11 protein-coding genes are annotated in these 14,846 nt (G+C 45.4%); 8 read left to right on the top strand and 3 right to left on the bottom strand.

The genetic code is table 11. The features are described from left to right. Nucleotides 1-17: 17 nt before the first annotated feature. Together MKS89_RS09890 and MKS89_RS09885 are read right to left on the bottom strand one after the other, a co-directional pair. The gene (locus MKS89_RS09890; protein WP_072958830.1) at nt 18-1,859 is read right to left on the bottom strand and encodes a cellulase family glycosylhydrolase; all 1,842 of its coding nucleotides are present in this window, start codon (nt 1,857-1,859) and stop codon (nt 18-20) included. Nucleotides 1,860-2,829: 970 nt separating this feature from the next. After that, the gene (locus tag MKS89_RS09885) at nt 2,830-3,711 is read right to left on the bottom strand and encodes an NAD(P)-dependent oxidoreductase (RefSeq protein WP_072958828.1); all 882 of its coding nucleotides are present in this window, start codon (nt 3,709-3,711) and stop codon (nt 2,830-2,832) included. A 512-nt stretch (nt 3,712-4,223) separates the two neighbouring features. On the opposite strand from MKS89_RS09885, the gene MKS89_RS09880 reads away from it, so the two are divergent. From MKS89_RS09880 to MKS89_RS09865, 4 genes are all read left to right on the top strand, one after another. After that, nucleotides 4,224-5,813: an EAL domain-containing protein gene (locus tag MKS89_RS09880; RefSeq protein WP_072958826.1), complete on the top strand. Its 1,590-nt coding sequence runs from the start codon at nt 4,224-4,226 to the stop codon at nt 5,811-5,813. 117 nt (nt 5,814-5,930) lie between these two features. Next, the gene (gene pxpB, locus MKS89_RS09875; RefSeq protein ID WP_072958879.1) at nt 5,931-6,596 is read left to right on the top strand and encodes a 5-oxoprolinase subunit PxpB; all 666 of its coding nucleotides are present in this window, start codon (nt 5,931-5,933) and stop codon (nt 6,594-6,596) included. Continuing rightward, nucleotides 6,586-7,530: a 5-oxoprolinase subunit C family protein gene (locus tag MKS89_RS09870; protein WP_205409157.1), complete on the top strand. Its 945-nt coding sequence runs from the start codon at nt 6,586-6,588 to the stop codon at nt 7,528-7,530. Before pxpB ends, MKS89_RS09870 begins: the two co-directional genes overlap by 11 nt. Before the next feature lie 52 nt (nt 7,531-7,582). Beyond that, the gene (locus tag MKS89_RS09865; RefSeq protein ID WP_072958822.1) at nt 7,583-8,335 is read left to right on the top strand and encodes a LamB/YcsF family protein; all 753 of its coding nucleotides are present in this window, start codon (nt 7,583-7,585) and stop codon (nt 8,333-8,335) included. Nucleotides 8,336-8,354: 19 nt separating this feature from the next. Here the strand turns inward: MKS89_RS09865 and alr are convergent, their stop codons facing one another. After that, on the bottom strand, nt 8,355-9,437 hold the full coding sequence (alr, locus tag MKS89_RS09860; RefSeq protein WP_072958819.1) for an alanine racemase: 1,083 nt from the start codon (nt 9,435-9,437) through the stop codon (nt 8,355-8,357). A gap of 956 nt (nt 9,438-10,393) precedes the next feature. Between alr and dgcN the strand changes: the two genes are divergently transcribed. From dgcN to MKS89_RS09840, 4 genes are all read left to right on the top strand, one after another. After that, nucleotides 10,394-11,401 (top strand): N-acetyltransferase DgcN, encoded by a 1,008-nt coding sequence (gene dgcN, locus MKS89_RS09855; protein ID WP_072958814.1) that lies wholly within the window; start codon nt 10,394-10,396, stop codon nt 11,399-11,401. After that, the gene (dgcA, locus tag MKS89_RS09850) at nt 11,398-12,372 is read left to right on the top strand and encodes an N-acetyl-D-Glu racemase DgcA (RefSeq protein ID WP_072958811.1); all 975 of its coding nucleotides are present in this window, start codon (nt 11,398-11,400) and stop codon (nt 12,370-12,372) included. The genes dgcN and dgcA overlap by 4 nt, the downstream gene beginning before the upstream one ends. A 14-nt stretch (nt 12,373-12,386) precedes the next feature. Next, the gene (locus MKS89_RS09845; protein WP_072958808.1) at nt 12,387-13,241 is read left to right on the top strand and encodes a D-amino-acid transaminase; all 855 of its coding nucleotides are present in this window, start codon (nt 12,387-12,389) and stop codon (nt 13,239-13,241) included. Nucleotides 13,242-13,697: 456 nt separating this feature from the next. Next, entirely contained in the window at nt 13,698-14,846 is a 1,149-nt protein-coding gene (locus MKS89_RS09840; RefSeq protein WP_072958805.1) for an efflux RND transporter periplasmic adaptor subunit, read from the top strand.

Genomic DNA, 14,846 nt, shown 5'->3' with positions numbered 1-14,846 from the left:
AGGTCAACTATCAACTGTTACTTAACGGTGTTTGAATCCCACAACCGTTGTAACATGTCCCATTTCTCAGTTTCGAAGCCAGTCCATTCACCCCAGCCAGATGTGTTGGTCCGTGCATCATAGGCGTGTGAATATAAACCACCGGTGTCGTCTGATTCTGGGTTGATACTCCAGTAGCAGCCTTCGATGTTTTTGTCTGACATGTAGTCAACCAGTGCATTTTGCCATTTTTTATCGTAATCAGAACGAGGGAGGTAACCCCACATGTCTTGGATACGAACTGCGCCAGATTCCGGCCAGTCATAGTGACCACCGAATTCACCGATCACAATGGCATAGCCTTCATCTTTAAGGTAACCGAAGTGTTCTTCCCAACCTTCTCTGAGTAGTTCAGGGTTAATCACAATGTTACATTTGGCTTTGGCTGCTTCTTCTTCAGACAAACCAGCACATTCTGGCTGGGCAGGATCCATGAACTGTTTCTGTACGGAAACGGAAGGCCCGTAAGTATGTGGTGACAGTACTAAACGATCTTTTGGAATGTTCAGTGGGCTTGTCGCCATTGAGAAGAAGTTTTCACCCCAGTTTGGATTGGTTGCTTCATCACCATGAGGGCTTGGTGTGCCGTCTGATGTGCCGCCACTGATCCCTTCAACCCAGATCAACACATTTTTGTTTTCTTCGTTGATGGCCTCGTATGCGTGTTCAGCCAATGTTTTCCAATCTGTCCAATTGTAATCCCATGGTTCGTTGAAGATATCGATACCGAGAATGTTGTTTACTTTCAGCTCGTCTGCGAAACGTGCCAGTTGACGGAGGTCTTCCAGCCATTTCTGCTCGTTGTATTCCTGAACTGTGACACCAGGGCCGACATCAGTACCACAGGAGTAGTCTTCACGTTTGTAGATGTAGTTATCACGATTGGCATCTGCGTAAGGGGGGGTTGCATCCAAACGTCCGGCACGCCAGCCGAGATAATTCGAGCATGAGTGAATGTCGAGCAGGATATCGAGGCCATTTTTATCAGCAAGTTTGATAAAGTCTTCAAGTGCCTGACGCGCACTGGTCGCACGTACAGATTGATGGTTTTTAAAGACACGAGGTTGACCTTGAGGGTCGTCCGGATCCAGAGTTTGTGGTGCAATCGGCAGACGAATCAGGTTGATCCCTTTCGCTTTGATTTCATCCATGGTTTGTTGAATTGTCCGACCCGTCCCTTGACTGTTGTTCGCCCAGAATGTGTTACCCATGTAAAGTTCCATCGGTGCGCCACTAGGGTTGACGGAGTCGTCTGGCTGTTCATGACGGCCTTCCAGACCGAACCATGAGCCACAACGAACCGGTTTGACGACATCATCTTTGGTGATATGACCATTTTCGTTGACCCGGAAGACAACTTGGTTGCCTTCACCGGGATCGCCAGGGTCGCTAGGGTCGCTAGGGTCACCGGGGTCATCGGGGTCGCCACCATCACCACACAGTGAACCGGTTAGCGTCGGAACTTCAGCTGTGCCGGTGCCTTGAAAGCCGAATGAGGTGCTGGATCCGGGCTGTAAGCTACCGTTTGAGGCTGTATTTTTTGCTGTATATGGGTTATCACCAGACAGCACAGTGTTCCAACTATTGGTTATTTTTGCTCCTTGAGTGTACTCCCAGCCGACATTCCACGCTGATACAGCGCTGGATGTATCATTCTTTACTGTCACGTTTACCACGAAACCTGAGCCCCAATCACTCTGAACTTCATAGGTACATTCTGCGTATGCAGAACCGGATAAAGCGGCTAAAGCCAAGCTGATACCAAGACTTAGGGTTTGTTTCTTACAACTGATGTTCTTGAAAACTCGCTGTTTTCTCATTTGTTACTCCTTTAAATTATTTTAACTATTTATTTTTTAAGTATTTATTTTTATTGCTGAATATGCTCTGTTGCTATCCATAAATGAATGCTCATCCACCCCCTGACTCGACCCTGAGTCCTTCAGTTGAGATAAAATTTTGCGATGATTTATTTGCTTGCCATTCGTGACAAATTGGCAGAACTAGAAATTCGTCAGTAAAAAACTGAAAATAAAATGAAGTCAAATAAGCTCATCAAACATATTAACCATTAGTGACTGAATAACGGTCTGTCAAAATTTGAATGTGTTATTTGTTGGATTAATTATTGAACTGTTATTTTTATCGAAAAAAATAAGATTATAATTTATATACCTATCATCATAAATTATTGTGTTGTAGATTTTTATTTGAGAATTAAATAAATAATTGGTGATGTTTATCAGGTAATAAATAAGACATCATACGTTATATTAAGGATCAAGATCATCAATTGAATCATGAAAATTATTCGTGGTATTGTTTGATTTCGATTATTGTTTGTTATTTATTCACTTGTTTTATAACGATTTTTATTAATTTTACGTTGTTGGTACTCATTGGATGAGGTGGTTGTGTTATTAATTTTTTTTGAAATTAGTCATTGTTTGAATTTATTCTTGAAATATTTCATGATTTTTCTTTTTTATGATTATTATGATATTTAGTAATGGCATTGATAAAATTTGTTTTAGAAATGAGATAGCATTTTAATTCTAAATAAATAGACGTAATGGCAGTATTTTATTTCTATATGATTAAAATTTACAGGCGGGCATTCAGTTTAAAACGGCTGTTTATAATCAAACATTGGTACAAGATTTAAATCGTTGATATTAATGCATCAATCAAGGCGCTGTGGTTGTATGTCTTGAAACAGTCATTTATGGATGATAATACAACGCTCGGCTGAGCGTTGTACGGTTCATCAATCACGTCGATGGTTGAAGTTTATATTGATGTTTTATCGTAGGCTTTGATTAACACGGAAGTATCCATCCGCCCCAGACCTTGATCCTGAAGTTTCGCATACATGGCATCTACCTCTTGCGTCATCGGGAGCTCAATCTGGTGGCGAGCAGCTTCATTCAGGCAGAAACCTAAATCCTTTCTCATCCAGTCGATAGCAAAACCGAAATCAAACTTATTCTGTGACATTGTCACAGCTCGGTTTTCCATCTGCCAAGAGCCGGCAGCACCGTGTTTAATCACATTGACCACTTGTTCAATATCCAAATCCGCTGCTTGTGCTAGCTGTAATGCTTCACTTAACCCTTGTAGCACGCCTGCAATACAAATTTGATTGACCATTTTACAGCGCTGGCCCTGTCCGTGCGTCCCGAGTAACTCGGCTTGTTTGGCATAGTTGGCAATGACGGGTTGGATCTGGCTAAAGATGTCGGCTTCACCACCACACATGATCGTGAGCGTGCCATTTTCGGCTCCGGCTTGTCCTCCGGATACAGGGGCATCAATAAATGAGATACCTTTTTCCCGACACGCCTGAGCCAACTCCAGCGCTAGCTCTGCCGAGGTGGTGGTGTGATCAACGATAATCGCGCCCGGTTTCGCACCAGCAATAATCCCATCATCGCCATACATCACGCTACGGACATCCTGATCGTTGCCGACACAGAGAAAAATAACTTCGCAGCCTTCAGCAGCAAGTTTCGGGGTTGGGTAAGATTTACCGGAATAGTGTTGTTCCCAAGCTTCTGCTTTGGTGGACGTGCGGTTATAGACGTGAGTCTGATAGCCTGCCTTGGCAAGATAACCAGCCATTGGGTATCCCATCACGCCTAAGCCGACAAATGCAACATTGGTAATATTCATGAATGCTCCTTGCGCTACAAAGTGATTGATATATGTCATTGTGTTTATGTCATGCTGGCAACAAATACAGGATGTTCATGTAATTTGTTGTCGCTGATAGTCACTATAAATGAGAATATTGACATATGTCAATTGATGTTTGTGAATGATGGTCTCTGAAACCAGTGTGGATCGTTTCATCAGTGATGAACACCCAATTCGGTGCTCGGGAGAGGGGGGCAATTATCATGTATGATGCGAGTATACCCTGATTGAAAGAGAGCACGCTAAAGCGAAGAAACTGAGAGATTACTCAGTGAATTTGTGCATATGATTCAAATAATGAACATTTTTAGTATAGAATCTTACAATAATTCCCAGTCATCTCATGATGATCCGATATAGGTTGTATTGAATTTCGTGAACTAAACTGTCATTAAGTACGAAAATAATCAGTATGATGATTGTATAGAGTCGGGAGGGCTACTCGGTTGGTACTACCTAAGGACGGAAGTCGTAAACTAGGATTTTATATGACAGAGCATTCATCCGACAAGCTGCGCAAGGCAAGTAAATTCAGATCATATGTCTTGGCTTTGAAGCAACCGATGCAATTGGTTTTTCTCACGATCCTCTTTCTTGGCATTTTTGCACAGATGATGATGACGACATTTCATCGTGAAGAAATGAAAAGTATTGCTTATCTAACCCTCAGTCATGCCAGCCAAATCGCAACGCAATTGGGCGAAGCGATACAGTTGTTGGCTGACAGTGATACGGTTCCATGTAGTCAGGAAGACGAAAATTTGATGCAGGATATTCTGCATGTCAACCATTTTATTGCCGATATTGGTCGGATTGAGGGGGGAATGATTCAGTGCCTGGTGCTCAAAAAACTAGCGCATCCGCTCCAATTACCTAACGCACAATATATGTCAAATGGTTATTCTTTTGTCAAAAATTACCCGTTTGAATCATTACCGCATCATGTTCTGATTGATCTGACTTTTCGTGATAATGTGATTGCGATGACCGCCCCGCGAGCCTTTGAAGGGTTTGATATTTCGACCAATTACACGGTTGAAATCCGCAGCTCGAACCTGAAGCATGTTTTTGAACGGTTGGGCGATACGACGTTATCGGGAATTAAACCGGACGGGCGTTTGTCTAGCTTGCTGATTGAGAAACAGTGTCATCATAAACCATCGATCTGTGTGTTGGTCAGAGATAATCATCCTTTTTTCTATCATGTTTTGAATGGTCCGATCCTGATTGCTTTTGTGGTTGTTATCCTCTTTATCTTGCTCAGTTATAAAGTCTGGGGAATACCCGCCTCCCAGGGAAAACAGTTGAAAAGTCGCTTGCGTAAGGCGATTACGCATCGGCAACTCTCGTTGGTATATCAACCTAAATTTGTGCTGAGAGATGAACGGGTTCAAGGGTTTGAAGTGTTATGTCGCTGGCATGATTCCCTGTTGGGAACGATCAGCCCTGAGGTCTTTATTCCTCTGGCGGAACAGACGAAGCAGATTCGACAGTTGACACTATTTGTTATCGAGCAGTCGATTCAAGATATGGCGCGAGTTTTACAACAATATCCGGAATACACTTTGAGCATCAACTTGGCCGTAGATGAGTACCTGAACAAGGCTTTCATTGAGCGCGTGAGTGAGCTTGTGAAAAAGTATTCAGTCAATGTCAATCAGATTATGTTTGAAATTACCGAACGCTCATCATTTGGTTGTCAGGATGTTGTTTCCGTGTGTGACACGCTCCGGATGCATCATTTCCGTGTATCACTTGACGATTTCGGGACGGGATACTCGAATTTGTCGTGGTTGAGTGATATCTATACGGATGAGATCAAGATTGACCGTATGTTTACCAGTGCGTTGGGGACTGACACGATTGCTGGACGAACTGTGAACATGATGTTAGATCTGCTGGAAGGATTTGAGGATGTCACGATTGTGTTGGAGGGGATTGAAACTCTCGAACAAGTTGAGTATTTGCGTAAACGAGATATCGAGGTGATCGGGCAAGGATGGTATTACGCCAGAGCGATGCCGATTGAAGAGGTTAAAGCCTTTATTCATCGTCATTCGGTCAGAAACATCATTTAAGATCAACACACCAAAGCCAATCAATGTATTTTTCTGATTTTGATTGTCATCGTGTCGATTCTGTCCTGTTCGATATCACTAACATGGAGGGAACTTCGAGTGAAAGGACCCGGGCAGATGCCTGACATATATCAGTTAGGAGAGCACAGCTACGTGCTTCAGGCACCGGAACCGGTGACATTACCTCAGCAACAGAAAATCTGGGCCATGGCGGAACAGCTTAGAACCAGACCTGAAATGGTCGATGTTGTCCCCGGTATGAATAATCTGACGGTTCGTATTCAGCCAAATATAATCGCCAACGGGTCAGATGAATATGACCATATTTGTGCGTTGTTCGATCACTATTGGGCGAGTGACGATATGGTATCGATCGATGGACGGCAACTGGAAATAGCCGTGACATTCGGTGGAGAAGCCGGTCCTGATTTGGCACATGTTGCGGATCATGCCGGATTGAGTATTGAAGCGGTGATTCGTCTTTATACTGAGGCTGAATATCGCGTTTATTTTTTAGGTTTTCAGCCGGGGTTTGCTTACCTTGGCGGGTTACCTGAAGCACTGCATACACCCCGACATCATTCCCCCCGGACAAAAATTCCAGTTGGTTCCGTCGCAATTGGTGGTGCTCAAACTGGTGTTTATCCCAATGCCTCTCCCGGAGGCTGGCAAGTGATTGGACGTACGGACGTGGTTTTGTTTGATCCACAGCGCACACAACCTTCCTTCTGGTTACCGGGGGATCGGGTCACGTTCACGGTGGCGGAGGTCGATGATGATTGAAGTGCTACAAACCGGACCGCTGGTGAGTGTGCAGGATTTGGGACGTGAGAAATTTCGTCATCAAGGTGTATCCCGCGCGGGTGCGCTCGATGGTCTGGCGTTGACGATTGCCAATCGACTGGTCGGTAACCCCGACGATACCGCAGGGTTGGAAATCATGTTCGGGGCCAGCGTGTTTCTCTTTCAAAGCGATGTCTGTTTTGCGCTGACTGGTGCCGATTGTTTTGCCCGGTTAGATGATGAGCCTGTTTATCCGGGATGGCGTTACTGTGCCCATGCCGGACAGCGTTTACGGCTCAAGATATCTAAGCGGGGATTGTGTACTTATCTGGCGATTCAAGGCGGGATTAATGTGCCGCTGGTGATGGGATCGGCTGCAACCGATTTACAGGCTGGTTTCGGTGGGATGGATGGCCGGTCGTTGCAGAAAGGTGATCGGCTGTTTGTCGGAGAACGGCACGGCATTAATGATGCGGTGGTCAGTGAACGTGTTGGTCTTTTATTGCCGATACCCGATGCCATCATTCGTGTCTGTACCGGCCCTGAATTCGGTCATTATTCTCCCCATGCTCAAGCACGGTTTTTCACCACTGCGTGGCAAGTGAGTCCCCAGAGTAATCGAATGGGATTCCGGCTTGAAGGTGCACCGATTGAGGCGCAATCTGAGATCAAACTTCTATCTCATGCGGTTTTCCCCGGGGTGATTCAATTGCCTCCGGATGGGCAACCGATTATTCTGGCAGCAGAAGGGCAGACCAGTGGGGGATACCCGAGAATGGCTGTCGTGATTGACAGTGATTTGTGGCGTTTAGGTCAACTGCGCCCGGGTGAGTCGGTGTATTTTCAGCCGGTCTCTTTGGCTGAGGCACGGATGGCTGCCGACATTCAGGCACGTTATTTACAACGTGTGACATTGGCACTGACTGCCCGCTGAACGGGAAGACCAAGCGTCCAGTTATCAAACCGAGTTAAGCCGTGAGGACAATATGAACAGCGTTGATCTGAATTGTGATATGGGAGAAAGTTTTGGCGTGTATTCACTCGGCAATGATGTCGCACTGATGGATTTTGTCAGTTCGGTCAATATTGCTTGTGGCTTTCATGCCGGTGATCCGAGTGTCATGCGCGAGACGGTCAGATATGCACTAGAGAAACGTTTATCCATTGGGGCACATCCGGGATTACCGGATCTCGTCGGCTTTGGTCGTCGGATCATGGCAATTACGCCTCAGGAAGCCTATGACATGGTGGTTTATCAGATTGGCGCGTTACATGGTTTTGTTCGTGCTGCCGGCGGGCATTTACATCATGTGAAACCGCATGGGGCGTTATACAATATGGCGGCTCAGGATGCGTTACTGGCAGGCGCAATTGCCCGGGCGGTGAAAGATATTGACCCAACGTTGGTATTGTATGGATTATCCGGTAGTGCACTGATCCGCGCCGCGGAAAGCGAAGGGCTGCGTGTGGCGCATGAAGTTTTCGCAGATCGCACTTACCAGCCTGACGGGACGTTAACCCCACGCGACCGACCCGATGCTTTGATTGATCATGACGATGCAGCTTTAAATCAGGTGCTTGATATGGTCTGCCAAGGTAAAGTTCGGGCTACCGACGGGCAGTGGGTCGAGATTCAAGCCGATACCATCTGTATTCATGGTGATGGTGCCCATGCACTTGAGTTTGCAGCGAAGATTCATCAGACATTGCAGTCATCGGCTGTCGTTCAGTCGATGTAACTGGCAATGTCGTGATTTTTTATTCATTGATAAAGGTTCTGACAACGCGTCGGGTCAGTTGAATCACCAGCTCATATGGGATTGTTCCGACTAATTTGGCAACTTGCTCGACCGGTACATGTTTCCCCCAAAGTTCAACGGGATCTCCAACCTGATCGGTTGCGTTCGGTCCCAGATCGACGGTGATCATATCCATGGATATCCGACCGGAAATCGGCACAATACGGCCATTAATATAGACGGGCGTGCCGTTCGGGGCCGATCTCGGATAGCCGTCACCATAGCCCATTGCAACCACACCCATATAGGTGTCTCGATCAGATGTCCAGTTTTCACCATAGCCGACTGGTTGGTTTGCCTGATGCCGACGAACGGCAATTAACTTGGACTGTAATGTCATCACCGGATCTAAATGACGTTGTTGACCGATTTCATGAATACTCGGAGCAATGCCATATAAGGCAATCCCAGCACGGACCGCGTCAAAGTGAGTATCGGGCCAATACAGAATGCCGGCTGAGTTAGCCAGTGTTTTCATCCCTGGGTACGGTTGCGTATGAGTCTGAAAATGTTCAAGCTGAGCCCGTGTTGAATGCGAATTCAGGTCGTCAGCACAGCTGAAATGGCTGATGAAGCCAACATCACCAGCGACTTTACCGCTTTTTTCCAAGCGAGTGATGTAAGTGTTGATTTCATCGGCCTGAACACCGAGGCGGTGCATCCCTGTATCTAACTTTAACCAAACCGAAATATGGTGCGTCAGTGGCGTTCGTTCGAAATCTTGTAGTTGCTCAATACAGTGGATCGTGGTGTGAAAATTGAGTTGTGCAGCCAGTTGGAGATCTTCCGAGCAGAAACAACCTTCCAATAATAAGATGGGTTGAAGAATATCTGCTGAACGTAATTCAATCGCTTCTTCAATCCGAGAGACGGCAAACATATCGGCATGTGGTAATGCGCGTGCGACTTGGACAGCGTTGTGTCCGTAAGCATCACCTTTTAACACTGCAATCAGTTTGGTGTCACTTTCACAGTGGGATTTTAATAAGGTGAAGTTATTCCTTAATGCATTTAAATCAATAACCGCTTCAGCAGTAATCATAATTGTTCCTGATTTGGGCAAATATAGAGATCATCTTTAATTTTTTGTTACAACAGTGTATATCGCCTGCTTGAGTAATGCATATATTAATCATTCACGTATTCATCATACGTATCCTACCGCGTCACTCTGCGAACATGTCATCAGCGGATGAGGTTTGTGCAATTTCCATTGACGACCATCATATCCAAGCAGCAAAGCAGAAGAAGCAATATACAGGCCAGAGCACTAAGATGATGGGAGTCTTGCTGATTGCGTACTGGGGTGAGAAAACCATATCTGTGCAGAATGCGTCTGAGAAATGTTGTTAACGACATTTGTTATGATACGACCTTTCATTTTATGCTGTAAATATCGTTTTTTATAGTTTTAAATTTTAAGGCATAAAAGGGAGGGATGTAATGAGTGACAGGTTAGGTACATAAGTGAACATCATGCGATTCTGATTCAAGGAATGGTTTTGATCGGAGAAATGTCAATATATAGCACTAAATATGTGCAAATTGCACTATTTTAGGGCAAAATTAACACTGGAGTCTGAAGAGATATACATGACTTATCATTGCTTTAGTGATTAAAGTCACATATCTGTAAGGTTTTGTCTGGTTTGATTGTGTAGTTTGAATCACTAAATAATGGCTGCTTCTGTAAAATTATATAAATTTGAAAAAAAGGTATAGACCGTGCATTTTTCTGATTCAGTCTGTGGGTTTAGAATAAGACTCTGAAAAAATCTATAGGTGTGGCTGTTTCTATAATATGCTCTTCTGGCATTGATTGAATTATTATTCATATTTTTAGTGTTAATATGAATTTATATTCAAAATTGACGCACAAAAACAATGCTATTGCTCAGTTCCTTTCCTCCATGTTGTCATGTATTTTGCTCTGTAAATAATGATTGACCCATAATGAACATTTTATAGTTATGCAGACTTGGATGGAGTGATTGCGAGATGGAACTGAAGAAACCGTATTTATTGTTTTTAGGTGATGCAGCTGATGCATTAGCTGCCAAAGTTGCCCAAGGCATTAAAACATGGCGTCCAGAGTATTGTGTCGGACAGTTTCGGTTAGAGAGCTGCAATGCAGATTGTGATTTGCCTGATATGAGCATTTCGGACGCCGTGGCCGCTGGAGCAAAAACGCTGGTGATTGGTGTTGCAAACCGAGGCGGCATTATTTCTGATGAATGGATCAATGTACTGGTTGAAGCGTTAGAAGCCGGGATGGATATTGCGTCGGGATTGCATAATAAGTTGACCGATATACCCGCTTTGGTGGCGTGCGCGGAGAAACAAGGTTGTGCTCTGTTTGATGTACGCTATCCGACTCAGGCCTATCCGGTTGCGAATGGTAAAAAGCGCACGGGTAAGCGTCTGCTAACTGTAGGCACCGATTGCTCTGTCGGAAAAATGTATACATCCCTTGCGATTGAAAAAGAAATGCGCGACCAAGGGATGAATGCCGATTTCCGGGCAACCGGTCAGACAGGGATTCTCATTTCGGGCGAGGGGGTCAGTGCTGACTGTGTCGTAGCGGACTTTATCTCTGGTGCGATTGAGACAATATCTCCTGCCAACAGTCCTGAACACTGGGATGTCATCGAAGGGCAGGGCTCTTTATTCCATGCATCGTTTGCCGGTGTCACCACAGGATTGATTCATGGTTCTCAGGCGGATGCGCTGGTGTTGTGTCATGAGCCCACGCGGCAGCATATGCGAGGGTTACCGGACTATGCCTTACCGGATATTGATGTTTGTATGGCTACCAACCTGGCGACAGCACGTTTAACGAATCCGAATGCTCAGTTTGTCGGGGTATCGATCAATACGTCTGGACTGGATGAGCAAGCGGCATTGTCGTATATGGCTTCGCTTGAAGAACAGCTTGGATTACCGGTGGTTGACCCTTTCCGGCAGGGTGTCGGACGAATTGTTGAACAGCTGGTAGCGTGCCTATGAATATTCGTCTCTATCGGAAAAGCTGGCCGATTCGAGGCAGTTTCACGATTTCTCGCGGAAGTAAGACTTCCGCTGAAACGATTGTGGTTGAAATTGAAAAAAATGGTTTCATCGGGCGGGGAGAGTGTGTTCCCTATAACCGTTATGGGGAGTCTATTGACAGCGTTATTGCACAGATTGAAGGCGTTTTTCCTGAAATCAAATGTGGGATTAACCGTCAACAACTCCAACCCTTATTACCTGCGGGGGCGGCTCGAAATGCAGTCGATTGCGCCATGTGGGATCTGGAATGTAAGCTCGGGCAAACCACGATTTGGTCACGGCTTCAGGTCGAGCCTTGTGCGTTGACAACCGCTTATACCTTATCGCTGGATAAGCCTCACAAGATGGAAGAGGCTGCGGTCGCGAATGCTTTTCGGCCGCTGCTCAAGTTGAAGTTGGGTGGCCCGGAAGATTTGGATCGCGTTCGTGCTGTTCGTCGTGGCTCACCGCAGGCAACCATTATTCTTGATGCCAACGAAGCCTGGGATGTTGAAACCTATCAAGCATTGATTCCTGAGTTAGAGCAGTTGAATGTTGCGATGATCGAACAGCCGTTTCATGCCGATGAAGATAGCGTTTTAGACGGACTGGCCCGGCCGATACCGATTTGTGCTGATGAATCTTGTCATGACCGACAGAGCCTGAGCCGTGTTATTGGCCGTTACGATATGGTCAATATTAAGACGGATAAGGCTGGTGGGCTGACCGAGGCACTGGCATTGAAACAAGCGGCTCAGGACGCCGGATTACAGATTATGGTGGGGTGTATGTTGTCTTCTTCACTTAGCATGGCACCTGCATTTGTTGTTGCTCAGGGCGCTGAAGTTGTTGATCTGGATGGGCCGTTATTACTGAAGCAGGATATTGAACATGGTTTTGAGTTTGAAAAAAATCAAATGTTGCCTTTTGGGACAGAACTGTGGGGATAGAGGAAAAATTACTTATGGAACGGATTGTTTATGTCAATGGGACGTATGTTCCTGAATCGGAAGCGAAAGTGTCAATTTTTGACCGGGGATTTCTATTTGCCGATGCGGTTTATGAAGTTACATCTGTATTGGACGGCAAACTGATTGATAATGCAGGACATATTGCTCGTCTGGAACGCTCATGTCGTGAGCTGGGCATTAAAATGCCAGCCACTGCGGAACAACTGACGTCCATTCAGCAGACGCTGATCGAAAAGAATGATTTGGTTGAAGGGGGCATCTATCTGCAATTAACCCGAGGTAATGAAGGGGATCGTGATTTTTCTTACCAAGATGCGATTGAGCCGACGTTAGTTTTGTTTACTCAAGCCAAGCAATTAGTGGATAGCCCGAAAGTGAAGCATGGCATTAAAGTGATTTCATTTGAAGATATCCGCTGGAAACGCCGAGATATTAAAACGACCAGTCTGTTGCCTGCGTGTTTGGCAAAACATGCAGCACACGCAGCAGGCGCTGATGATGTGTGGCTGATTGAAGACGGATATGTGACGGAAGGGGGATCCAGTAATGCGTATATCGTGACGCAAGAAGGAACATTGGTTACACGACCACTGAGTCATGATATCCTGCATGGAATTACCCGGGCGGCTTTGATGAAGCTGGTTCAAGATACCGGGCTTACGGTTGAAGAACGCTTATTTACCATCGAAGAAGCGATGCAGGCCAAAGAAGCATTTATCAGTTCGGCAACCACGTTTGTCTGGCCGGTGGTTGCAATCGATGATCAGCCCATCGGGGATGGTCAGCCGGGAGCAGTCGCGTTGCAGCTCAGAGATATTTATATCCAAACGGCGAAAGCACATTCTTGATGCCAATCAGTTGTTCATGGCCTGAAAACCCAATCATTTTGATTGGGTTTTTACATTATCGCATCGACCGATAACAGATAAGTATCCGTGATGATTGTATTCAATCTATTGAATACCCTATAATTTCCATTCTGAGTCTTCATTGATAAATATATTATATTAATGACTTCAATTGCTTAAAATACGGCCATCATTAACCACACTTTAACCCGTTAAATATCTAGAATATAGTTAGTTCTCTGTCATTTTGTGACAGTATGATTTGTGACTGATAAAGTGGCGCCATAACAAATACATATGCATGACGATTTGATGCTGCTTGATTGGTCGGTTTGTAGAGATTCTTCGCGGTGTCACTGTAAACACAATGATGACTCAATCATGTCCAGAATAAAGAATGAGGCGCTGAAGTAATGTGACTTCAGCGCTAGTAGCATAGTTTTAGGAGAGTAATTCATGACGAAAACCTTCCCTCTTTATCGCCAGTCATTGGTCGCCTTCGGGTTGGTGTTTACGCTAGTCGGGTGCCAACCGGATGGCACTAAGGCTGAAGCAACCAGCCAACAAAAGCCACAGGCTGTCGCGGTTGATGCTGTCGCGCTCCAATATCAGCCTATCGAGTTGACCGCTCGGCTTCCCGGACGAACAAGTGCTTATCGGGTGGCAGAAGTAAGACCTCAGGTCGCTGGTATTATTATTAAACGCTTGTTTGTTGAAGGTAGCATCGTCAAAAAAGGTGAAGTGTTATACCAAATTGACCCTGCAACATATGATGCGACTTTGGATAGTGCCAAGGCTAGTTTAGCTTCCGCCCAAGCCACATTAGAAAAATCAAAGTTACAGGCTGAACGTTATCGGACACTGGTGAAAAGCCGTGCGATCAGTGAGCAAGATTATGAAGATTCACGCGCGACTTACCGTGAAGCGCTTGCCGCAGTGATGGCTGCCGAGGCCTCTGTGAAATCTGCCCAGATCAATTTAAATTATACCCATATTAAAGCACCGATTTCCGGACGGATAGGTAAATCAAATGTGACCGAAGGGGCGTTGGTTACAGCTAATCAGACCAACTATTTGGCGACGATTCAGCAATTAGATCCCTTGTACGTCGATCTTTCTCAATCCAGTAATGAACTTTTGAAACTGAGAAAACAAACGGCCAGCAGTGACAAGAAGCTGAGTGGTATCAAACTGAGTTTGGATGACGGGACGAAAATTGAGCAGGAAGCGACCTTACAGTTTGCTGATGTGACTGTGAATGAGAACACCGGTACGGTGAACCTGCGTGCTTTACTTCCTAACCCTGATCAACGTCTTCTGCCCGGGCTGTTCGTGAGAGCTGAGCTACCGACAGAATATCGTGAAAAAGCGATTTTAGTTCCACAGGCTGCAGTCACGCGTGATGACAAGGGTCAGGCCCATGTCATGGTGATTAATGCAGAAAACAAAGTCGAAGACCGTGATATCACCACTAACCGGATTGTCGGGTCTCAGTGGCTGATTGATTCCGGTTTGAAAGCCGGAGAAAAAGTTATTGTGAGCGGATTACAAAAAATTCGTCCGGGAGCAATGGTGACGGCAAACATGGTAGAGCAGGGGCAATAA

The sequence above is a fragment of the Vibrio gazogenes genome (assembly GCF_023920225.1).
Taxonomy (GTDB): domain Bacteria; phylum Pseudomonadota; class Gammaproteobacteria; order Enterobacterales; family Vibrionaceae; genus Vibrio; species Vibrio gazogenes.
The sequence above is the reverse complement of the archived record's forward strand: the minus strand, read 5'-3'. Positions and strand labels throughout refer to the sequence as shown.